General features: G+C 33.4%; 22 protein-coding genes and 1 tRNA gene. 18 read left to right on the top strand and 5 right to left on the bottom strand.

Annotated features, from left to right (window positions below; genetic code table 11):
• Position 1: 1 nt before the first annotated feature.
• The 6 genes from WC631_03180 to WC631_03155 all read left to right on the top strand — a co-directional run bounded on the left by WC631_03180 (position 2) and on the right by WC631_03155 (position 3418).
• The gene (locus WC631_03180) at positions 2-724 is read left to right on the top strand and encodes an RsmE family RNA methyltransferase (protein MFA6227452.1); all 723 of its coding nucleotides are present in this window, start codon (positions 2-4) and stop codon (positions 722-724) included.
• Positions 721-1467 carry a hypothetical protein gene (locus WC631_03175; protein MFA6227451.1) on the top strand — a complete coding sequence of 249 codons (747 nt, stop codon included), beginning with the start codon at positions 721-723 and terminating at the stop codon, positions 1465-1467. The genes WC631_03180 and WC631_03175 overlap by 4 nt, the downstream gene beginning before the upstream one ends.
• Positions 1468-1517: 50 nt before the next feature.
• Positions 1518-1590 (top strand) — tRNA-Lys (locus tag WC631_03170).
• 109 nt (positions 1591-1699) lie between these two features.
• The gene (locus WC631_03165) at positions 1700-2353 is read left to right on the top strand and encodes a hypothetical protein (GenBank protein ID MFA6227450.1); all 654 of its coding nucleotides are present in this window, start codon (positions 1700-1702) and stop codon (positions 2351-2353) included.
• A gap of 84 nt (positions 2354-2437) precedes the next feature.
• Positions 2438-2887: an NUDIX domain-containing protein gene (locus WC631_03160; GenBank protein ID MFA6227449.1), complete on the top strand. Its 450-nt coding sequence runs from the start codon at positions 2438-2440 to the stop codon at positions 2885-2887.
• A gap of 9 nt (positions 2888-2896) precedes the next feature.
• Complete coding sequence (locus WC631_03155; GenBank protein MFA6227448.1) at positions 2897-3418, top strand: GrpB family protein; 522 nt, start codon at positions 2897-2899, stop codon at positions 3416-3418.
• Between the two features lie 36 nt (positions 3419-3454).
• Here WC631_03155 and WC631_03150 read toward each other — a convergent pair whose 3' ends face one another.
• Positions 3455-4213, bottom strand: a complete 759-nt coding sequence (locus WC631_03150) for an HAD-IA family hydrolase (GenBank protein MFA6227447.1) — start codon at positions 4211-4213, stop codon at positions 3455-3457.
• 73 nt (positions 4214-4286) lie between these two features.
• Here WC631_03150 and WC631_03145 point away from each other — a divergent pair, with 73 nt between their 5' ends.
• Genes WC631_03145 through WC631_03135 form a run of 3 tightly spaced genes read left to right on the top strand, consistent with a single transcriptional unit; the run spans position 4287 to position 8057 of the window.
• Complete coding sequence (locus WC631_03145; GenBank protein ID MFA6227446.1) at positions 4287-5315, top strand: glycosyltransferase family 9 protein; 1029 nt, start codon at positions 4287-4289, stop codon at positions 5313-5315.
• Positions 5302-7155, top strand: a complete 1854-nt coding sequence (locus WC631_03140) for a glycosyltransferase (protein ID MFA6227445.1) — start codon at positions 5302-5304, stop codon at positions 7153-7155. The genes WC631_03145 and WC631_03140 overlap by 14 nt, the downstream gene beginning before the upstream one ends.
• Entirely contained in the window at positions 7137-8057 is a 921-nt protein-coding gene (locus WC631_03135) for a glycosyltransferase (protein MFA6227444.1), read from the top strand. The genes WC631_03140 and WC631_03135 overlap by 19 nt, the downstream gene beginning before the upstream one ends.
• 16 nt (positions 8058-8073) lie before the next feature.
• Here WC631_03135 and WC631_03130 read toward each other — a convergent pair whose 3' ends face one another.
• Together WC631_03130 and WC631_03125 are read right to left on the bottom strand one after the other, a co-directional pair.
• Positions 8074-8625, bottom strand: coding sequence for a hypothetical protein (locus WC631_03130; protein MFA6227443.1), 552 nt, complete (start codon positions 8623-8625; stop codon positions 8074-8076).
• An 87-nt stretch (positions 8626-8712) separates the two neighbouring features.
• Positions 8713-9249 (bottom strand): HD domain-containing protein, encoded by a 537-nt coding sequence (locus WC631_03125; GenBank protein MFA6227442.1) that lies wholly within the window; start codon positions 9247-9249, stop codon positions 8713-8715.
• A gap of 79 nt (positions 9250-9328) precedes the next feature.
• Between WC631_03125 and WC631_03120 the strand changes: the two genes are divergently transcribed.
• From WC631_03120 to WC631_03105, 4 genes are all read left to right on the top strand, one after another.
• Complete coding sequence (locus WC631_03120; protein MFA6227441.1) at positions 9329-10108, top strand: polysaccharide pyruvyl transferase family protein; 780 nt, start codon at positions 9329-9331, stop codon at positions 10106-10108.
• A 77-nt stretch (positions 10109-10185) separates the two neighbouring features.
• On the top strand, positions 10186-11193 hold the full coding sequence (locus WC631_03115) for an aldo/keto reductase (protein ID MFA6227440.1): 1008 nt from the start codon (positions 10186-10188) through the stop codon (positions 11191-11193).
• Between the two features lie 12 nt (positions 11194-11205).
• A complete protein-coding gene (locus tag WC631_03110) occupies positions 11206-12117 on the top strand; it encodes an EamA family transporter (GenBank protein ID MFA6227439.1) in 912 nt (303 codons plus the stop codon).
• A 77-nt stretch (positions 12118-12194) separates the two neighbouring features.
• The gene (locus WC631_03105) at positions 12195-13361 is read left to right on the top strand and encodes a hypothetical protein (GenBank protein MFA6227438.1); all 1167 of its coding nucleotides are present in this window, start codon (positions 12195-12197) and stop codon (positions 13359-13361) included.
• Positions 13362-13364: 3 nt separating this feature from the next.
• Here WC631_03105 and WC631_03100 read toward each other — a convergent pair whose 3' ends face one another.
• Positions 13365-14684 (bottom strand): hypothetical protein, encoded by a 1320-nt coding sequence (locus WC631_03100; GenBank protein ID MFA6227437.1) that lies wholly within the window; start codon positions 14682-14684, stop codon positions 13365-13367.
• Between the two features lie 70 nt (positions 14685-14754).
• On the opposite strand from WC631_03100, the gene WC631_03095 reads away from it, so the two are divergent.
• Genes WC631_03095 through WC631_03085 form a run of 3 tightly spaced genes read left to right on the top strand, consistent with a single transcriptional unit; the run spans position 14755 to position 16977 of the window.
• Positions 14755-14895 (top strand): hypothetical protein, encoded by a 141-nt coding sequence (locus WC631_03095; GenBank protein ID MFA6227436.1) that lies wholly within the window; start codon positions 14755-14757, stop codon positions 14893-14895.
• A gap of 9 nt (positions 14896-14904) precedes the next feature.
• Complete coding sequence (locus WC631_03090; protein ID MFA6227435.1) at positions 14905-16572, top strand: ATP-binding protein; 1668 nt, start codon at positions 14905-14907, stop codon at positions 16570-16572.
• Positions 16573-16596: 24 nt separating this feature from the next.
• Complete coding sequence (locus tag WC631_03085; GenBank protein ID MFA6227434.1) at positions 16597-16977, top strand: hypothetical protein; 381 nt, start codon at positions 16597-16599, stop codon at positions 16975-16977.
• Positions 16978-16999: 22 nt separating this feature from the next.
• On the opposite strand, the gene WC631_03080 is transcribed toward WC631_03085, so the two are convergent.
• Positions 17000-18322 (bottom strand): recombinase family protein, encoded by a 1323-nt coding sequence (locus WC631_03080; GenBank protein ID MFA6227433.1) that lies wholly within the window; start codon positions 18320-18322, stop codon positions 17000-17002.
• 180 nt (positions 18323-18502) lie between these two features.
• On the opposite strand from WC631_03080, the gene WC631_03075 reads away from it, so the two are divergent.
• A complete protein-coding gene (locus WC631_03075) occupies positions 18503-19603 on the top strand; it encodes an adenine-specific methyltransferase EcoRI family protein (GenBank protein MFA6227432.1) in 1101 nt (366 codons plus the stop codon).
• A gap of 3 nt (positions 19604-19606) precedes the next feature.
• Positions 19607-20689 (top strand): DUF262 domain-containing protein, encoded by a 1083-nt coding sequence (locus WC631_03070; protein MFA6227431.1) that lies wholly within the window; start codon positions 19607-19609, stop codon positions 20687-20689.
• The last annotated feature ends 23 nt before the right edge of the window (positions 20690-20712 follow it).

Raw genomic sequence — 20712 nt, 5'->3', positions numbered from 1 at the left:
TATGCGATTACACAGATTTTATATCAATCAAAGAATACAGGGGGATAAATTGAGAATTGACGATTCTGAGCTTTTAAACCAATGGGGAAAAGTTTTTCGCTTAAAAGCTGGGGACCCCAAGCCAAATAAAAATCAATTTGACGGGGCAAGCAAAATAATTATTTTTGATGGTACAGGTTTTGAATATGAAACAGAATTTGAATTGCTTACAAAAAAGGAAGCGATTTTGAAAGTGGGGGAGAAAAAAACAGTCGCCGAGCCGAAAATCGCCCTACACATTTTCCAATCGATAATTAAAAAAGATAATTTTGAACTTATAGTCCAAAAATGCACAGAAATAGGTGCAGCATCTTTTCACCCAATAATTTCGGAAAGGAGCGAGAAAAAAGATTTGAATATTGAGAGATTACAAAAAATAGCAAAAGAGGCGAGCGAGCAGTCGGGCAAGGGAAGAGTGCCAGAAATTTTTGTGCCGGCAGAGCTTGCTGTGGCGATTGAGGATTTTGACGGGACACTTTTTACACTGGATTTCTCGGACAAACCACTTTCGGCGACAAAAATTTCCGGCAATAAAATCGGTGTATTGATCGGCCCAGAAGGCGGTTGGACAGAAAAGGAACGGGAATTTTTTAAAGAAAAAAAGATTGAAGCGATTTCACTCGGTGAGCCAGTTCTCCGCGCAGAAACCGCAGCTATAGCTATAGCCGTAAAAATACTACTATGATTTACTTTTATTACGGGACAGACACAGAAAAGGCGAGCCGAAAAGCCAATATTACGGTGGATTCTTCGCTGAAAAAGCACGAGGGGGCAACACTTATAAAAATCGGTGATGAGCCACTTTCACAAGGAAGAATAGATGAACTTATCGGTACGCAAGCACTTTTCTATAATAAATATTTAATCTATCTCCATAAAACTTTTGATAATAAAGAGAATAAAGAATTGATTTTGAAAGATATAAAAGATATTGCGAAGTCTGAAAATATTTTTATATTTGCTGAAGGCAAGATGGACAAGACAAGTCTGGCGAAAATAGAAAAAAATGCCGAAAAAGTGGAAGAATTTATCAAGCCAGAAAAAACTCTGACAAAAAAGCAAGCACTGGCGCTGAAAGGCGAAAAAATAGATTTCTTTGAATTCGCCGATGCACTAGGAAAGAGAGATAAAAGGGGGCTTTGGGTGCTATATCAAGATGCTCTCGCCGAGCAAGTACCAGCCGAGGAAGTGCATGGGATATTTTTCTGGCAAATCAAAAGCATGCTCTTGGCAAAAAAGTGCAAAACTCCAGCCGAAGCAAATATGAAACCGTATCCATTTCAAAAAGCTCGTGAATATGGGAGAAATTTTTCTAAAGACGGTGAGCTAGAAACTATCGCCGAGAAACTTGTCTTTATGTATCACGAAGCGCACAGAGGAAATACGGATTTTTATGTGGCTTTGGAAAAGTTTATTTTGGAACTGTAAGTGGACTTTTGTTCAATTTCTTGTTATATTTTTGCGGTATCGGAAAATATGCCCTCATAGCTCAGTTGGTAGAGCAGCTCCCTTTTAAGGAGATGGTCGTAGGTTCGATTCCTACTGGGGGCACATCGTAGTGAGACCGACCGAGGTGGCTCAACAGAGCATTTCTTTCGTGTCGTCAAGTTAACCCCCGCTATTCCTAGCGGGGTTTTACTTGAATGATAAAATAGAATAAATGCATTTTCATACAGCGATTAAAATTCTTAGTCAATCACTTAAAGAAAAACAACCAAAAGAATTTAGTCCCTCTTGGATACTAGCTAGCACTCCTAATGTTTACCGTCATATTCAGAAAAATGTCAGAACGGAAAATAATTCTATAGATTGGGACAGAGTTACAAGTCATTTACACAGATATCTACAAAAGCGTTGGATACGATATCGTCGGAAGCAAGCCAAACCATATGATAATCAAGATGAGGTTGATAGGATACTGAATAAATATAAGGATAAACTTTATACATTCATGTCGCCTCAACACGAGAAAGACCGGCATATTCGTGATCGTATTATTGTTGCCCTTGTGAGAATTTCCCAGAAAGGAAATGCACTAGCCCAAAGAGAACTGATTTCTTGGATTAGATACATAGTTGATGATTGGATTGATAAATACCCTCAAATTTGGCGTTGGAGAGGTTATTCTGACCCCATAGAGGAGAAAATTGAAGGATGTATCCTTCGTTATCGTTATACGGGTTCATTTCTTGGATATTTATTCAAAACGCTAGAATATTCAAGTAAAGGTCTGAGGCCACTCTGTTCACTAGACGATCCAATACTAGGTGGAGCAAAAACCAGAATTGATTATGCGATACAAGAGCGGGAGTAATGTGTTATCATCTTCTTTAGATACATACCAGATGGTATGAGGAAAAGCAACCTTTATGATTTATAAATAATTTTTAATTAATCCATGTTTAGAAAAGGAGTTTCAGCAATTATCATCAATAAAAAGAACGAGTTTCTTTTAGTCAATTTAGAGTCTTTTGAAGACAAGTATTTTGCAATTCCTGGTGGAGGGGTTGAGCAGGGCGAAACACTAAAGGATGCGGTGTACCGAGAGTTAAATGAAGAGTTGGGAATTAAAGAAGAACATCTTAAGATTGTAGGCCAAAGCAATATCCCCGTCAGGTTCAAATTCAAAGTAATTAAGTTGAATCGCGATGGGATTGAATATGAAGGGTCAGTACGGTATTTTTTTGGATTTAGATTTATTGGAACTAATAATGAAATACAACCAAAAAAAGGAGAGGTTAGATTTTATAAGTGGATACCTTTTGAGCAATTGAAGGATTATCTGTTTTTTGATGGGCAATTAAAAGATACTCAGGAAAAAATAAAAGAAATTTTTACTGATCTTTAAATGTATTTTATGAACGATTCATCACATGCAATCTTAATATCTTATCAATCATCTTGGAAAGACAGATTTGAGACAGAAAAAAGTAAATTGAAAGAAATATTTGGTGATAAAGTAATCGCTATTGAACATATTGGCAGTACATCTATTGAAGGGTTAGCTTCAAAACCAATTATTGATATTGCAGTAATGATAGAGAATCAAAAAGATGCTGATGCTTTTATCAAACCACTTGAGGGATTCAGATATTCCTATGATAAGCTAAATTCCAGTGCGGAAAGGCACTTGTTTAGGAAAGGTAATCCTACAGAATTTCATCTTTCTATTGCCTATACTGACAAAGGAGGCTTTTGGGAAAGACAGATATTATTTAGAGATTACTTGAGAAAACATTCTGATTTGAGAGATGAATACCAAAAATTAAAGAAAAAGTTATTAAAGAATAATCCAACAGGAAAAGATTCGTACATTAGTGGGAAGAGTGAGTTTGTTAATGGAGTTTTAATTTTAGCCAAAAAAGAAGCAGGAAAATAAAAAGTTTGAGATCTAAAAAAGGCGGTAGATCCCCAATTAGATCAGATTTTTAATCTGAGTTAAATTATTAAGGTGTAGGTATTTATTCAGTTTCTTCCCATCCTTATCTTTTCTATCAATGATGGCGATGGCACATCCAGCGATTTCAGAGCCAACAACATCAGTATGATAACTGTCTCCTACAAATAACACATCTTTATTATGCAATCCCATTTTTTCAAATGTATATTCAAAGATTTTAGGATCAGGTTTGCTAAGCCCGACTTCACAAGAGATCGTTATATAATCAAAATATTCTGTTATGCCCAATTCATTAATAATTTCTCGGATTGTACCGTGAGCATTAGTTATCATTCCAATCTTAACCTTTTTTTTCTTTAGGAAAGAGAGCGTTTCTAAGACATCCGGATATAAACGATAGATAGAAGAATCTTTATACACAAGGTCAGAAATATCCTTATTTATCAATTCCAATATTTTCTTATCTTCTATTCCCAATGTCATAAAAACTCCAGAATGAAATTCAAGCCACCAATTTTCCATAGAGGGTATATCAATTTGCTGGCTGAAAGCCTCGATAAGTTCTTTGTCTGTATATTTTAACCATGCCCTAGAAAAAGCTCTGGCAATATCTTTTGGTGAATTAGTAAACCCGTATTTATTAAAAATTTTTTCATACACTTTTTCCCTTGATGGATAAAAATGGGCAATCGTAAAGTGAAAATCAAAAACTACACCTCGATATTTTCTACTTTCTTTGTCTGTTAGAACAGTCTCTTTTTTTAATTTAGGCATATGAAATATACATTAATTGCAATTAAGTATGCTACATGATATATTAGTTAATGTCAATAATAATGACACCCTTATGAATTACTTGATTACAACTTTTGATGGTTTAGGCGACGGAGTGATATATTATCCAATTTTTAAAGAAATTGGAGAGAAAATGCCAGAATCATTGTTTTTTTATACTACGAATCTTTTTTTTTCTGGCAATCTTACCCAAGGAAATATACAGGCCCCATCCAATTTCAAAATTATAGACAATAATTTTAGAAAGTTTCCTAGGAATTATTGGAAAGAAATTAGTGTGTTTCTTGAGCAAAACGATATTAAAGTCGTTATGAATTTACGTACTGTCGGTCGTCGTTTCGAGAAAGGTTATTATGATTTTAAAGATTGGTTTGTTACTCAAAATAGTGAGATTAACTTTTATGATGACGAAACATTGACCGCCGATGAAAAAACTAATACTAATATTAGAGATATAATTTTAAAAATCCTTCAAAAGGGAACAAATCAAAAACTCATTTATGATACTTCTATCTTTGAGTTATTTTTTCCTATAATTAATGATCCAGAAAGTATCTTGATTAATATGCATTCCGGTGGCGTTTTTAAATTATGGGAAGTTACAAAATGGGCAAAACTTATTTCTTCTCTTGTTTTATCTGATAGGAAGGTAGAAATATATGAGGGGTTTAGTGAAAATGAAAAATTATATACTAATAAAGTTATATCGGATTTACCAAGCTTTACCAAAAATAAAATAAAAATATTAAAACCAACGAACCTATATGAATTGGAAGAATCACTACGAGACATATTTTTATTAATCTCTGTGGATTCTGGATTAATACATCTCTGTGATTCCATGGGTATAAAATCGCTCGGAATTTATGTAACTACATCTCCATTGATGTGGGGAGGATCTTCAAATAAATTTAATTATGTAAGTAGCAAACACATGCTTTCTTGCAAGAATTTTTACCCATTTTTTGGTATGTGCATGAATGGTAAAAAGAAATGCGATTCTATCTTATTTGAAAAAGATGATATAAATATTGAGGAGGTTTTAGAAAAAGTTAATCAAATTTATCATGAAAAAAATTAATATTGCAATATTTGTAGACGGGGATTTTATTCCTTCTTATGATGGTGCTTCAAATCGCTTTCATTATTTATCACGACATTTAGCGTTAAACGATGTAAATGTTGTTATTTTTCATGGGTATCGAAAGTGGTCTGATATATCTTTAATAAAAAAAGAACCTTTCAAGACTTACATTTTCCCAATAAAAAACTATTATAATAATTTGGAATTGATCGCTTCCATTCTTAGAAAAGAGTCTATCGACATCATTCAATTTGATAATTTGGAACCAATTTTACTTCAAGGTGTACGTTTAGCACAATTAACTGGAACAAAATTAATCAGCGAGATGCATTATGTAATAAGAAATCTTGCCAAAAAACTTGGTGCGAACATGTCTAGGCTAAATGAGATTAAGAATATTGAGAAAGAAGTCGGTAGATCCATAGATCATCTAATCTGTTTAAGTGACCAAGATAAACCATCTCTTATGGAGTATATGAAAATTAGACCAGAATTGATATCTGTGATTCCGAGCGGTGTTGATTGTAAGGAGTTAAAGTATAATAAACCAAATTTCACTGCGAAAAATATAGTTTTCCTCGGTAATTTATATTTTAAACCAAATGAAGATGCTGTGCGTGTGATAAGGAATCAAATATATCCAGAGCTACAAAAGCATGGATTTAGATTTACAATCGCCGGTGATTGCCCTCCAAATCTTAAAAAAGAATGTACTGCACCCAGTTTTTCTTTTATAGGGACCATCCCTGATTTAAATCAACTCTTTAAAGATGCTACTTTTGCTCTAGCTCCTATTAATGAAGGAACGGGCATGCGAATAAAGCTACTGAATTATTTAGCCGCGGGTATTCCAATCTTAACAACTAGTATAGCTACCGCTGGGTTTAATAGAAAAGATTATTTTTTGATCGAGGATGACTATTCTAAGTATACGACAAAGATAATTGATCTATTAAAGGACAAAAAGAAACTTACTCGTATATCTAAAAAGGGATATTCTGCAATAAAAAAATACTATGATTGGAATATAATTGCTAAACAAACAATTAGGACATACGAAAAAGTTTTAAATACTCCTAATGTCAAAAGGCCAAGTAAAGATAATGAGGCGATGGCAAATAAAGAGCCTGTTTGGCTTCAAGAAGCTATTGAAAAGCGTCGTTTTAAAGAGATATCTTCAGATGAATTACCAAAAGATTTTTCTTTCTCTATCTTGAATCGAAATACAGTTGAGACGTATAATTTAGAAAAAATAATAGCTCTAGAGGGGATGCCCGGTGCGGGAAAGACGACTTTCATAAAGAATTATGTAAGCGATGAAAAAAAATTATTCATCCCCCAACTCCAAATAGAAGATGAGAAGATATTGAATAAGGATAATCTTGAAACATCAAGACAATTTTTAATTATAGAAAAGAATAAAACCGATTTTATTAATAATATTGATAGAAAATATTCGGAAGTTATTTTGGATAGGACTTTTATTACAACATTGGCTTATTGCTATGCAAGATCAAAAGTAAATAATACTCCAAATGAATACAAATCATTGCTCGAAGTTTATGAAAAAGTAAAACATACAATTACTTTTCCGACCCATCTGATATATTTAGATGTTTCGATTGAAGAGAGTCTGAAAAGAAGAGAAATTTACTCTAAAAATATTAAATATAAGAACTGGTTTGATCCAACATTTTTAGGTTATTTTAAGGAATTTTATAAAAATGAACTTAAAAAGTTTTTACCTATAAAAATTTCTTATATTGATACTACCGATTTAAAGATGAGGGAAGTAAAGATGAAAATTAAGGAAATAATATGCAACAAGAAAATTTAATAACTGTAATCATTCCTACATATAAGCATGAAGAAAGATTAACCGATCTCGTAGATTTAGTGTGTTCTTTATCAACGACTTCTAACATAAAATATATTAGGGAAATCATTATAGTAGATAATGGAAATTCTCTTTCTGTGGATTCAGGCACTTTAAAACTTAGAAACTATAATAAGGTCAAAATAATAGAAGAAAAAAGGGTTGGTTTGAATTATGCCAGGAATACGGGAATTACTGAAGCGGTGGCAGATATAATTTCGTTCCTAGACGATGATGTCATTGTGTCTGAACATTGGGCTAAAAACATTGTGTGTGGTTATAGTGAACAGGATATACTTTGTGTTGGCGGTCCAGTTTTTGTTAAAGATAAAGAGACAAAAAAATGGCCTGTTTGGTTTTCAAATTACTTTCTTCGATTCCTTTTACCTCCTAATTTCCCCAGACAAGCAGGACATCTTTATGCACCTTATTTTATAATAGGTGCAAATATGTCATTTAAAAGAGAGACATTTAAAAGATTTGGTATGTTTGATCCAGACTTAGATAGAAAGGGTGGTAATCTATTGTCTAATGGTGACACAGAATTTTTGATTAGAATTCCGCAAAGTATGGTTTGGTATGAGCCACAAGCAGAGGTCTGGTCGAAAATTAAAGAGAAGAGACTAACAAGAATATTTATGACTCGCAGATTATTTTGGCAAGGGATATCTGATTATATTATGGTAAAAAAAAGAGGTTTAGAGAATTTTTATGATAAAAAAGAGGTTTATCTTACGATTTATTTTTTTAAAGAATTGACTCAAGCCATTACCAAACTGAATTTTTTTGAGGCTTTCTGTAGATTTATTAGATTATTCGGTTATAAATACGCCTTTATATATATAAAGAAAAAAGAGAGGTAGAACTTGTCTGCCTCTCTTAGATAACTGCGAGAATTTGATCGATAGCATTTTGTGAGCCATCAATCCTGTTGTCGATTTCCAGTTGTATATGCTTTCGAAACTCGACTAAGCATCTCCGTTCCATTTCTTGTCTCAGATCATACTTCTCTTTGTCTTTGACAACTCCACGATGGCTCAGACGCTCGAGTCTTTTTTCTTCCTCACAGACAACTAGGAAGGTGTAATCCGGTTGGCGGTAGGTTGTTGATGGTGGTATTTTTACATCAAGTCCATACACTGTGTGATAACAGATGGTGGACCAAATGTATTTGTCGCACACGACACTTTGTGTTTCAAGAATCTTGCTGATCTCCCACGACGCCTGCACAACAGACGAGAGATAAAACAAAAATCTTGATTCTAGACACAAAGTCTTATCAACTTCCTCTCTGATCTTACGATACAGAGCCGGGGGAGTAGTGTAATATTGAGCAGAAATCTGCTGAGACAATTTTACACCAAGCTCCGTTTTACCACTTCCAGAAATACCTTCCAAAACAATGAACTTCGGTACCTTTTCATTTCTCATGAGCTTTCCTCCTTTCTAGTTACAGTATATACTAAAAATGGTATTGTGTCAAATCAAGATGAGCCAGTTTAAAAATACCCCCTTCGTCTATAGTAAAGCCTCCAGTTTGTTCGTTAAATCATAAACCACATTTTTTCCGGTTGATTCCTTACAACTAGCCAAAAAATCTCGTATGCTTGCAATATATTTATCATTATTAACGAATTTAGGATGGAGATGCTGTTCTCCTCTTTCATATACCTTAGCAAAATTTCTGAGGTGTGATGTAAAATCGGCCATTTTGATTAGTTTGGCCCCATCTGATATTTTCTTTATATCTTCATAGTATTTTATTTTCTGTTCCTGAGTATAATTCTTTGGATGAGATACTTCTTGTACTAAATCTGCAATCTGTTTTGAAAAAGTTTCTTCTATTTCTTTATATGTGGCCGAAGTGTCCTCCAGAGTGTCATGAAGGAGTCCCGCAATCAAAACATCTTGTTCAGGCACATTAAATTCGTTTTGTAGTATTGCAAAAACATCAAGATAATGATTCTTTTTCCCAGTTTCTGCAAATTTTTCTGAAGCATATTTTTTTGCTAATTCAATTTTATTATTATCTGCCTGTGTTTGTTTTGTGTCCATAAAAAATTATATTAAATTTAATAAATGTATTTTCTCGCCCGTACTTGTTTTTCGAGTACTTATCTACTATTATACATACATGGAAAAAATAGTAAACATCTATCGTAAAAACACATCTAATACAGGTGATAAATTTGGCACACCTACAAAATACTTTGATTTTTTGAAAGATGTTAAAACTTTAGATATTACTGAGTTGCCTATAGACAAATTTGTCAAAGAAATTGAAGGTAAGATTATTATATTTGGCGGAGGTGGTTTTATCGCCCAGGATTATTTCAAAGATTATATGAAAGCACTACTTGGAGCTAAGACCAAATTACTTATAGGGTGGGCACTTGGTCATAATGTTCATGGCGGATGTGATATATTATACGACGAATATAAAAATTCTAATGAGTTCGATTTGCTTGGGGTAAGAGATAGCACAAATTATCTCGAGTGGGTTCCTTGCCCAAGTTGTATGCACAGCATATTTGATAAAGAATTCGAAATCAAAAATAAGGTTGTGATCTATGAACACAAAAATTTTCCAATGAGGAATTTGGACATGGACTTTCCTAAAATGAAGAATGGCGATTCTTTTGAAGAGATAATAAGTTTTCTTGGAAGTGCTGAATTAGTTATTACTAATAGTTATCATGGGGCTTATTGGGCGACATTATTAAAGAGAAGAGTAATTGTGATGCAACCCTTTTCTACTAAATTTTTTGGGTTTCGTCATCCTTTAATAGTTGCTAATAATTTTGATATTAAGGACATTAAAAATGTACCGACTTATCCAAATGCACTTAAGGAAGCAAGGGAGGCGAATTTAAAATTTGCAGAGGGTGTTTCTAAAAAAATAAAAGAGATATAGTTTTCTAATATTATTTAAGCTATATTTCTCCTATAAATAAAAAATCTAAAATATCTTTATAATTACTTTAAATAATCATGAAATACAGAACATTAGGTAAAACTAATTTAAAAGTATCAGAGATCGGTTGTGGAACATGGCAACTTGCTAATGATCCACATTTTTGGGTTGGTGCAAATCCCGAAGAAAGTCTAAAAAGTTTGTACAGATTTATAGAACTTGGTGGTAATTTTATTGATACTGCCTGGATATATGGATATTCAGAGGAATTTCCCGACAAACATCCATCTGAAGAATTGTTAGGTAAGTTTCTTAGAGAATCAGGGAAGCGTGATCAAGTTATTATTGCCACAAAAATACCTCCCAAAAATATGAAATGGCCAGCCCAAAAAGGCGCACCTATTTCTGAGGTCTTTCCCAATGATCATATAGAAAAATGTGTAGATGATTCCCTAAAAAGCTTAGGGGTTAAGACACTCGACCTTGTCCAATTTCATGTCTGGCAAGATGATTTTGCCAAAGAGGAAGGCTGGAAAAATACTATTAAGAAATTAACAAAGGAAGGAAAAGTAAAGCATTGGGGTATATCTGTTAATGATTATGAACCTAGCAATTGTTTAAAGACTTTAGACACTGGACTTATTTCAAGCGTTCAGTTTATTTTTAATATTTTTCATCAAAAGCCAACCGAAGAACTTTTTGCTTATGCTAAAAAACATAATATTGGGCTGATTGCCAGAGTCCCGTTAGATGAGGGGGGTTTAGCTGGTAATTTTACTAAAGATACTGTATTTGAAAAAGGTGACCTCCGCCACGGTTATTTTTCTTGGCAAAGGTTACGTGATCTTATTAAAAGAACAGACTCACTTAAGGAAATAATGGGGGATGAAGCAAAAACACTTGCCGAGTTATCTCTACGATATATATTATCATTTGATCAAGTGTCATCTGTTATCCCTGGTATGAGAAAAGTAAAAAATGTGGAAGCAAATATGTCTGTTTCGGATGGCAGAAAATTATCAAAATCTCTTATGAAAGAACTAAAAAAACATTCCTGGGAGAGAAACTTTTATAAAAATGATTAAATTTAAAAAATAATGAACTGGTTTCTTATAGCACTAATAGGCCCCATATTAAATGCAGTAGCTAATCACACCGATAAGTATCTTATTACAAAATACTTAAAAGGTGGGGCTGTTGGTTCACTTATTATCTTTTCTTCTATATTTAGTGTTGTTGCTTTACCCATTGTTCTATTTTTTCATCCGAGTGTATTTAATGTCAGTCTTATTCACGGAATAGTTTTGGCTATAAATGGCATGCTTGTTGTCTTGGCTATCCTTTGTTATTTCTATGCTCTGCAAAAAGATGAGGCCTCCTACGTTGTGCCTTTTTACCAAACGATACCAATTTTTGGTTTTATCCTAGGTTATTTCATTCTAGGAGAAACAATATCAACTATTCAAATAATAGCTTCTTTAGTTATTATTTTTGGAGCAACTATCCTATCTTTTGAAATAGGAGGAGAAAAGATAAGATTCAAAAAAGAAGTAGTCTTACTTATGATAACGGCGTCTATTCTTTTTGCCGTCAATGGGGCTATCTTCAAATTGATTGCTCTGGATAATGGTTTCTGGTTATCCACATTTTGGTCATTAATAGGTAAAATAATATTAGGGGTGATTTTCTTTGTATTTATAAAATCGTATCGTTTCCAATTTATGGAAATGATTAAAGAAAATAAGATAGCTGTCCTTGGTCTGAATTCATTAAGTGAAACACTATTTATCGTTGCGGAATCTGTTACCCAATATGCAATTTTACTGGCCCCATTAGTTCTCGTTCTTTTAGTTAGCTCATTCCAACCACTTTTTGTCTTTGTTATTGGAGTTGCCCTTACAATATTTTTCCCCAATATAAGCCAAGAATCTATTTCAAAGAAGAATATACTACAAAAGATCATTGGCATCGGGCTGATTATTATAGGAACCTATTTTATTGGTATTTAGGCCATTTTTACTTGCTTTTACGGCGTAATATGATACAATATCAGGGCGTTTTATAAAGGGTTTTGAATACTTAACAAATGGATAAAAATACTGTAATTAGTTTCTTAAATAAAAATAAAGACATATGGCAAAATCAGACCCCTTGTTTTGTTGTTGATAAAGTCAGTTTAATTGATTTGATCAAAGAAGTTAAATTCTCACTTATAGGTGAGATCGCCTATTCTCATAAGACTAATCCCGAGGATGGGATTTTAGAAGTGATTTTAGCTGAGGGTTGTAGTTTATTAATTTCTTCAGTCGAAGAACTAGAAAAAGTTGCAATCAAGAAAGGTTATAAAAAGGATAAAATCATCTTTCAATCACCAAGTTTAACTAGGGAACAATATAAAAAGATTCGTCAATTTGGTGTTAGCCGTTTTAGTGTAGATTCTATTCAGCAACTTGAGATTTTGCTTGAAGATATAGCCATTGGTGCCTTTCTTGAAGTTTTAGTTCGTATTAATACTGGAGTTAAAGTTTCCAATGCTGAATTACCTTATAGCTCAGATTCTTTTTTAGGCTTTCATATTTCTGAGGTGATGCCAATTTTTGATAAGCTTAATATTTTACGTAAAAAAAATAAAATCAAGCTTGGAATTCACAACCATCTTCTTTCCCAGAATACTTTTATTGATATGTGGGAGAAAAATCTTGACTCAATAGTTGATTTTACTGGCAAACTTAAGAAAGATGGTGTTATTTTGGATTCGATTGATTTAGGGGGCGGGTATCCAGTTGCTTATCATCACTCTGTCCCCGAGGTTAAAGATATTGCAAAAGTAATAAAGGCTAAATGTGAGAAAATTCGTTCTCTTTACAAAGATATAAAATTCGTTTTTGAACCAGGTAGAAAATTAGTGGCTGAAGTTGTCACTTTAGTGACAAAGGTTACACAAACAAAGACTTTTCTTAATGAGAAGGTTGCCATATTAAATTGCTCTCTTTATAACGGTGCCATGGATACACTTATTGTTGGTTTATATCTTCCAGTGGAAAAAGTTAGTTTAAAAGCTACTGTAGGTAATGAAAAATTAGAATCCTACTTTATAAGAGGATGTACACCTGATTCACTCGATGTTTTTTCAAAGAATGTGAAACTACCCAATCTTAAAATTGGTGATTTTTTGGCCTTTCTCTATGCTGGGGCCTATTCTTTCAGTTCGGACTTCATATCGTTAAAAAAACCGCCATACATTCTAATTTAAGAACTATAGATAACCCCATTTTTTCAAAAGATCTCTGTCTTGCTCTATAAATTTTAGACCAATATCATTTCTGTAAAACATCTTTGGAATAAAGATTTTGTTTTTGAGTATTGAGTACACATTCTTTCTGGCTTCTTCTACAGTGTCTTTTACTGATGTGACATAGAGAACATACCCACGATCATCGGAAATATAGTAATAACCTTTACCCTTTTCTTTTTTTAAGGAGACATCCTCAAAGTGAACTTTTTTCATATCACTTCCTATTTTATCCGAGAAATAGATTTTTATACCACGAGGAGATATATACCGTTCAGCTTTTGTGAATGGAAATGGGTGACTAGTGGGGACAGTGACAACAACCACAACTCCAAAACCTTTTTTCCATTTTAAATCATACTGCTTACCATCAGCTACCGCCTTTAAAAAATCACACCAGTGGGAGTCATGTATTTCTGTCTGGAGATGGACGATTGGTGAACCAAAACGTGGTGTCGCTTCAAGAGGGAAAGCCCCTTTTTCATTTACGATACAATTTATTTCCATATCACCTCTAAAATTAATTCCTTGGAAATATGTTTTAAGTTTTGCAAGAGTTTCGGTAAATAATTTATTACTTTCATTATCATCATACCAAGCAACCGTACCCATTTCGCTTGTTGTGGGGCCAAGATCTCCCGGAAAGTATTTCTTATGCTCCAGATTAACTTCAAGAGGCCCAACCCAATCAGTACCGTTGAAGTATCTGCCTATACCAATTTCGACGCCCTCAATTTTCTCTTGAAGGGTAATTATAGAGTCGCTGTATTTAGTTTCAGATATATAATTCTCCAATACATCAATAACATCATCAGCATTATCGAGCATACCGACATAATTAAAACCTTTTAAGCTTGTACCAATGCTATTTTGTTTTATAACCCATTTTTTTCTATTTTTCTTAACGAAGTCAATTGCTTCCTGTAGTGAATTAAAGTTAATAAGGGGTACGGTAGAAAGGCCATATTTTTTAAAAATACTGTCACCATAGGCACGATCATTTTCAAGTTTATTCCCAATTTCAGAGCTACCAACCACGGAATAACCCTTTTTTCTGAGATTATCTTGTGTTGAACCATGGCCACAACCATCAAAGACAATGAGCCCATTCTTACCAACCCACGGAAGTTCTTTTCTCCAGGAACCAACTTTTACAACCATATTCTCAAAATTTCCACGCCTACCCTTGTCTTTTATGAATAGTTTCACTTCATTGCCTTCCTGGGTTAGAAGGTATGCAAGGTTTCCAGCGACTAAATCTTCAGAAATAAAGAGTATTTTCATAGTGCGATTTGTTATTATGCTACCATTTAAGGTAATTATATTATATACTTAATAGGTATAATATTCAATTATGAAAAAAATAGAAAAAGTTTTGCTTTCTTTATTTCTTGTTGCCGTTGTTTTTTCTCTCGCGTATGCTTTTTATAAAACAGTTATAAGAGGTGATTTTTCTATTGTCAATACTGAACCGACAACAGAACAATCTCAATAAATAAAAATTATGAATTTAAATATTTGCCCAGATTCAATACCAAGTTTCCTACACTTTTTTGATCTTTCTATAGCACCGCCACTTCTTTACTATGCTTATATACCAGCCATCCTGCTCTCCCTGTTTTTTGGGTTTTTTGTGTTTAAGAAAAATAACTATTCTCTACAAAGTAAGTTGCTTTTAGGAATTGCAATAGCGTTTGCTGTTTGGGTTTTTAACTTGATGTTTCAATGGATGGTTGCCTATGTAAAACCTGATATGTTTTCTTGGCAGATAACGCCATTTATTGAAATTTTTATACCAATACTGGTGATCTATTTTGCTTACGTTTTTCTCAATAAAAAAGATATCTCACTTATACCAAAGATTATTTTTTCCATTCTCATTTTAATTACGGCGATAACACTTCCAACAAAATTCAACACATTGTCTTTTGACCTTCAAAATTGTCAAGCAAATTACGGTAATATCTATTATTATTTTATTTACATTTTTGAACTATTAGCAATCTTCATCGTTGGGTATATTTCCTTTAAAAAATATCTTATTACCCCAAAGGGTGACCAAGTATCAAAACGAGAAGCCCTTATTTTTGGAGTTGGTTCAGTAATATTTCTTACTATTTTTTATCTTTCAAATATACTGGGTGAGATAACAAAAACATATCAGATTAATTTGTTTGGACCAATAGGGCTTATTGTCTTTATCGGTTTTATGTCATTCATGATTGTGCGTTATGGCCTGTTCAATATAAAATTAATTGGGGCACAGGCACTTGTGTGGGCACTAGTGATTTTGGTGGGTTCGCAATTTTTGTATATGCACCAAATGCCAACGTCTTCCTTAATTATTACCGGCATGACTCTCATTATTTCTGCTATTGTTGGGCTGATTATTATCAGAAGTGTCAAAAAAGAAATAGCACAGAAAGAGCACATTGAGAAAATCGCAGGCGAACTTCAAATAGCCAACGAAGCCCAATCTACTACCTTACGGTTCATTACCCACCAAATCAACGGTGTATTTACTAATACTAAAGCGGGGCTAGCACGATTAATTGAAGGCGATCTTGACCCGATTTCCGAACCAGTAAAAGAGTTGGCAAATGACTTATATAAGATGCAAGTGGGGGGAGTGGAAAGTGTTCAGGTGTTCCTTACTGTTTCTCAATTTGAGAGCGGGGGAAATCCTTGCATAATGAAACCTGTTGATATTAAGGAAATGATATCAGTGGTGGGTTCACAATTAAAGACAAAAGCTGAGAAAGAAAAGCATCTTACTTATGAAATAAACCTGCCAGATAATGGAAATTATATAGTTATGGCGGATAAGACATATCTGTCAAATTCCCTTTTCAACCTGATTGATAATGCTATAAGGTATACAGCTACCGGATCAATAAAAATTGGACTAAAAAAAATTGATGAAGATTCTGTCCTTTTTTCTGTGAAAGATACTGGTCAAGGTATTTCTGAAGAAGACCAAAAAGTAATGTTTACTAAATATGGACACGGCAAGAAATCTCGAGAAGTAAATGTAAATAGCAACGGTCTGGGGCTTTATCTTGTTAAACTAGTGGCAGAAGCTCATAAAGGCAAAGTATGGTTTGAAACTACAATTGGCAAAGGAACAACATTCTATGTTAAACTACCTCTGTCTGCTAAATTATCAGTCTAATTTATCGAAATAACAAAAATAATTATGAAAAAAGTATTATTTATTGATGAGGATAAGTTTTATTCAGGATTCATGTTTAAGAGGGTATTCAAAGTTCGCGCTCCACAGATAGAGTATTTCACGTCCGTAGATATCTCTACTGATTTATTGCAAGAGATCAAGAAGATAAAGCCAGATGTCATAGTGGTAGCTCTTGAAAATGAAGACCAAGTTGAATCAGGTATGAAAATCATAAAAGCTATTCGTCAGGTTGAAGAAATAAAAAATACAATCATCGCTGCCTTTATTAATTCATGGGCTAATGACCATTCGCCAGAAGCTTTAAAAGACCTAGGCGTTATTGAATTGTGGGATAAGATTGATATGATGCCGAAAGAAGTTGTTGAAAAAATAGTGGCTATATAAGCATAGTTTACTCATCGTTTGCTCAATTAATTATCCTCACTTCTTTATTATTCATCACCACCTTACTCCTCAAGCATGATAGGAGTTCTCGCTTTTCCCATAGTGCACCTTCTCGCAAAAGATATTTTGCATAATTACGGATATCAATGTCGTCAACTTTAACGGATTTTTCTTTGACTCCGAGAACGTTTGAGTTGAATTTTTTGTGTCTTTCTACCTCATCTTTTATTCTTTCTTTCATTCCAATCTCATCAAGATCTATTTTGTCCATGAGGATAGTTAGTTGTTCAATCAGTTCTTCTTCTCGTATATATCCCGACTTGCAATTCTTGTCGTGGAATCTGCTACATCCATAATATACATATCGATGCGTGTTTCCATTATTCTGCTTTTTGAATTTCTCATCTGCTGTAATACCAGAGCCACATAGTCCGCAAGTCATGAGTTTTGTGAAGGCAAATTCCTTGTGTTCACCCTTAATATTATAATCCACCATTTTTTCCTGCACGGCATCAAACAATTCTTTTGAGATAATAGGGATATGTTTGCCTGTATACCATTGACCGCCACCTCTTGGATATTCGAAGGCACCATAGTAGAAAGTATTGCGGAGAGTAATATATACATTACTCAAAGTTAGCGGTTTTCCACTTTTTGTATTGAATTTTATCTCATCCTTTAGCCATGAGTATAATTTTCTGCCACTGTATTTTTCATATGCCACTTTCTCAAACATTTTCTTAATGATAGGTGCCCTATGTGGATCAATTTCGACATGACATCTTTTTTCTGTATTCTTACTGTTAAAATATCCAGTTGGAGCAGTACAGGGCCAGAGTCCCATTTCGCATCTAGCTCGTAGCCCCCTTTTTACATTGACTACTTTATTATCATTCTCCAGTTTCGCTTGTGAACCCAGTATCATCAGTAGAAACTTCTCATTCGGATTATTGGTAAATCTCTGTCCGAAGGTACGGATGTCATGAAGTTTACCCGCATCCATCAGATCCACTATCCGACCTAAGTCCCCAGCATTTCTAGAAATACGATCAGCTGCCCAAGTTAGAATACCGTTGAATTTCCCCTGTTTGATTTCATCAACGATTTCATTAAAAACTGGTCTTTGCCCAGCTTCTTTTGCCGAGTGTGACTCTTTCTTAATTTCTATGATCTCCAGATGTTCCCGTTCTGCCATCTGTAACATCTCCTTAATTTGAGAGTCGATAGAAAGGATCTGGGCTTCCTCACTCTCCGTACTTTTCCTTGCATATAGGCAGTACTTTACCTTTATGGGGGCTCTCACTTCTCTCGCCATAGCTCCGACTGGCATTTGTGTTGTTTCCATATATCTAATGAATGACGCAAACCCTCAAGAGAGTCCATGAGGGGTAAGTTGACAAGAAGTTGGTAACTAATTTTCAAAAAAGCTTCATTAAAAATCATTTTTCTGCTATAGTTATATGGCACATAAGTTAATTGTTCCGGAGAGAAGTCTAACGGCTTTTTGCTATCAATCCTGCCCAGAATGGGCATCCTAGCAGGATCAGGATTGATAGCTTCGGCTGTTAACTTGTGTGCACCTGTCTGGGGTGCCTATTTTGTTTTATGGCATCTCAAAAAGATGCCTATGAAAAAAGAAACTGAAATAAAGAAAAGTAAATCTTCAAATAAAAACTTGCGTAAGGCGAGCACAGCTAAAAGTGATGAATTTTACACGCAATTGCCTTACATTGAAAAAGAGTTAGGTCATTATAAAAATCATTTTAAAAATAAGATTATATTTTGTAATTGCGATGACCCAGAAGAAAGTAATTTTTGGAATTATTTTGCACTAAATTTTGAACATCTTGGTTTAAAGAAATTAGTTTCTACTCATTTTGAAAATGAAAAACCTTCCTATAAATTGGAAATTGTAAAAGATATAAATAAAGATGGAAAAATAAATAAATCAGATACCATTAAAACTCCGCTAAAACAAAATGGTGATTTTAGAAGTCCTGAATGCGTTGAAGTTCTCAAAGAGGCAGATATCGTTGTGACAAATCCACCTTTTTCTTTGTTTAGAGAATATGTAGCTCAATTAATGGAATATAATAAAAAATTTATAATTATTGGAAATTTAAATGCCATAACCTATAAAGAAATTTTTAAGCTTATAAAAGAAAATAAAGTATGGGTAGGGGCTACTCTTGATGGCAGAAATATTTGGTTCAGAATACCCGACAGCTATGAAAAATATCATAAAATTGAAAACGGAATTAAATATGCTTTTGTGGCAAGCACAATTTGGTTTACAAATTTAGATTATTCAAAGCGACATGAAGATTTAATTCTCTACAAGATATATCATGGTAACGAAATCGAGTACCCTAAATATGACCACTACAATGCTATAAATGTTAATAAAACAAAAGATATTCCTATAGATTATAAAGGTGCTGTTGGCGTTCCAATTACCTTTTTGAATAAGTATAATCCTAAACAATTTGAAATTTTAGATGGACTAAATCGCTATAGTATTTTATCAGGGCCAACCGAAGAAACTAGGGGTAAATATTTAGCACAGGTTAATGGTAAGCCGTGCTATGTTAGGGTCGTTATTAGAAATAAAAAATATAAAAAATAATTTATGAAAATACAACTTAAAGAAATCACAATTAGAGAAGTCTCAAATAAATATATAAACGATGACGAAGAAGGTGTTGTTGGTTATGGTGGAAAATTAAATATTAGGCCTAAATACCAACGAGAATTCATATATAAAGATAAACAAAGAGATGCTGTAATTGAAACTGTGAAAAAGGATTTTCCGCTAAATGTGATGTATTGGGTTAAAAACGAAGATGGCACTTATGAGGTGATGGATGGACAACAAAGAACTATAAGTTTTTGTGAATATATAGATGGAAAATTTTCTTTAAATTTTCAGTATTTCCACAATCTTGAAAAAGAAGAGCAAGATCAAATTCTTGATTATAAATTGATGATATATTTTTGCGAAGGAAATGATAAAGAAAAATTGGATTGGTTTAAAATTATAAACATAGCAGGAGAAAAATTAATGGATCAGGAATTGAGGAATGCTATTTATACTGGGACATGGCTGACTGATGCAAAAAGATATTTTAGTAAATCGGGTTGTCCTGCTTATGCTATGGGAAGTGATTATTTGAATGGTTCACCAATTCGTCAAGATTATTTAGAAACCACTATTAGTTGGATTAGTGATGAAAAAATTGAACAATACATGGCAGATCATCAGCACAAACCTAATGCAAATGAATTATGGCTATATTTTCAAAATGTTATAAGTTGGATAAAAGTAGTTTTTCCTAATTACCGTAAAGAAATGAAGGGTGTTTTGTTTGGAATTCTTTATAATGAATTTAAGAATAAAGAATTTGATTCAAAAAAACTTGAAAAAGAGATAACAAAGTTGATGCAAGATGAAGATGTAACTAAAAAGTCTGGTATTTACGAATATGTTCTAACCAGAAACGAGAAATATTTAAATATTCGTTCTTTTACAGAAAAACAAAAGAGAGAGGCGTATGAAAGACAGAAAGGTATCTGTAAAAAATGCAAGAAACATTTTGAAATAGAAGAAATGGAAGCAGATCATATTAAACCTTGGCACGAAGGTGGAAAAACTGTTTCAGAAAATTGCCAAATGTTGTGCAAAAATTGCAATCGAACTAAATCTGGGAAATAGAAGATCGAGTATTGTTTTAAAGA

The organism is Candidatus Paceibacterota bacterium (genome assembly GCA_041663045.1).
Lineage (GTDB): Bacteria > Patescibacteriota > Minisyncoccia > Phycocordibacterales > GWA1-40-21 > Bog-1340.
Note: the sequence above shows the minus strand (reverse complement) of the source record. Positions and strands in the feature narration are given on the sequence as shown.

Coding starts and splice junctions, on each gene's coding strand:
- WC631_03180 (MFA6227452.1), top strand. CDS start 2: ATGCGATTACACAGATTTTATATCAATCAAAGAATACAGGGGGATAAA.
- WC631_03175 (MFA6227451.1), top strand. CDS start 721: ATGATTTACTTTTATTACGGGACAGACACAGAAAAGGCGAGCCGAAAA.
- WC631_03165 (MFA6227450.1), top strand. CDS start 1,700: ATGCATTTTCATACAGCGATTAAAATTCTTAGTCAATCACTTAAAGAA.
- WC631_03160 (MFA6227449.1), top strand. CDS start 2,438: ATGTTTAGAAAAGGAGTTTCAGCAATTATCATCAATAAAAAGAACGAG.
- WC631_03155 (MFA6227448.1), top strand. CDS start 2,897: ATGAACGATTCATCACATGCAATCTTAATATCTTATCAATCATCTTGG.
- WC631_03150 (MFA6227447.1), bottom strand. CDS start 4,213: ATGCCTAAATTAAAAAAAGAGACTGTTCTAACAGACAAAGAAAGTAGA.
- WC631_03145 (MFA6227446.1), top strand. CDS start 4,287: ATGAATTACTTGATTACAACTTTTGATGGTTTAGGCGACGGAGTGATA.
- WC631_03140 (MFA6227445.1), top strand. CDS start 5,302: ATGAAAAAAATTAATATTGCAATATTTGTAGACGGGGATTTTATTCCT.
- WC631_03135 (MFA6227444.1), top strand. CDS start 7,137: ATGCAACAAGAAAATTTAATAACTGTAATCATTCCTACATATAAGCAT.
- WC631_03130 (MFA6227443.1), bottom strand. CDS start 8,625: ATGAGAAATGAAAAGGTACCGAAGTTCATTGTTTTGGAAGGTATTTCT.
- WC631_03125 (MFA6227442.1), bottom strand. CDS start 9,249: ATGGACACAAAACAAACACAGGCAGATAATAATAAAATTGAATTAGCA.
- WC631_03120 (MFA6227441.1), top strand. CDS start 9,329: ATGGAAAAAATAGTAAACATCTATCGTAAAAACACATCTAATACAGGT.
- WC631_03115 (MFA6227440.1), top strand. CDS start 10,186: ATGAAATACAGAACATTAGGTAAAACTAATTTAAAAGTATCAGAGATC.
- WC631_03110 (MFA6227439.1), top strand. CDS start 11,206: ATGAACTGGTTTCTTATAGCACTAATAGGCCCCATATTAAATGCAGTA.
- WC631_03105 (MFA6227438.1), top strand. CDS start 12,195: ATGGATAAAAATACTGTAATTAGTTTCTTAAATAAAAATAAAGACATA.
- WC631_03100 (MFA6227437.1), bottom strand. CDS start 14,684: ATGAAAATACTCTTTATTTCTGAAGATTTAGTCGCTGGAAACCTTGCA.
- WC631_03095 (MFA6227436.1), top strand. CDS start 14,755: ATGAAAAAAATAGAAAAAGTTTTGCTTTCTTTATTTCTTGTTGCCGTT.
- WC631_03090 (MFA6227435.1), top strand. CDS start 14,905: ATGAATTTAAATATTTGCCCAGATTCAATACCAAGTTTCCTACACTTT.
- WC631_03085 (MFA6227434.1), top strand. CDS start 16,597: ATGAAAAAAGTATTATTTATTGATGAGGATAAGTTTTATTCAGGATTC.
- WC631_03080 (MFA6227433.1), bottom strand. CDS start 18,322: ATGGAAACAACACAAATGCCAGTCGGAGCTATGGCGAGAGAAGTGAGA.
- WC631_03075 (MFA6227432.1), top strand. CDS start 18,503: ATGGGCATCCTAGCAGGATCAGGATTGATAGCTTCGGCTGTTAACTTG.
- WC631_03070 (MFA6227431.1), top strand. CDS start 19,607: ATGAAAATACAACTTAAAGAAATCACAATTAGAGAAGTCTCAAATAAA.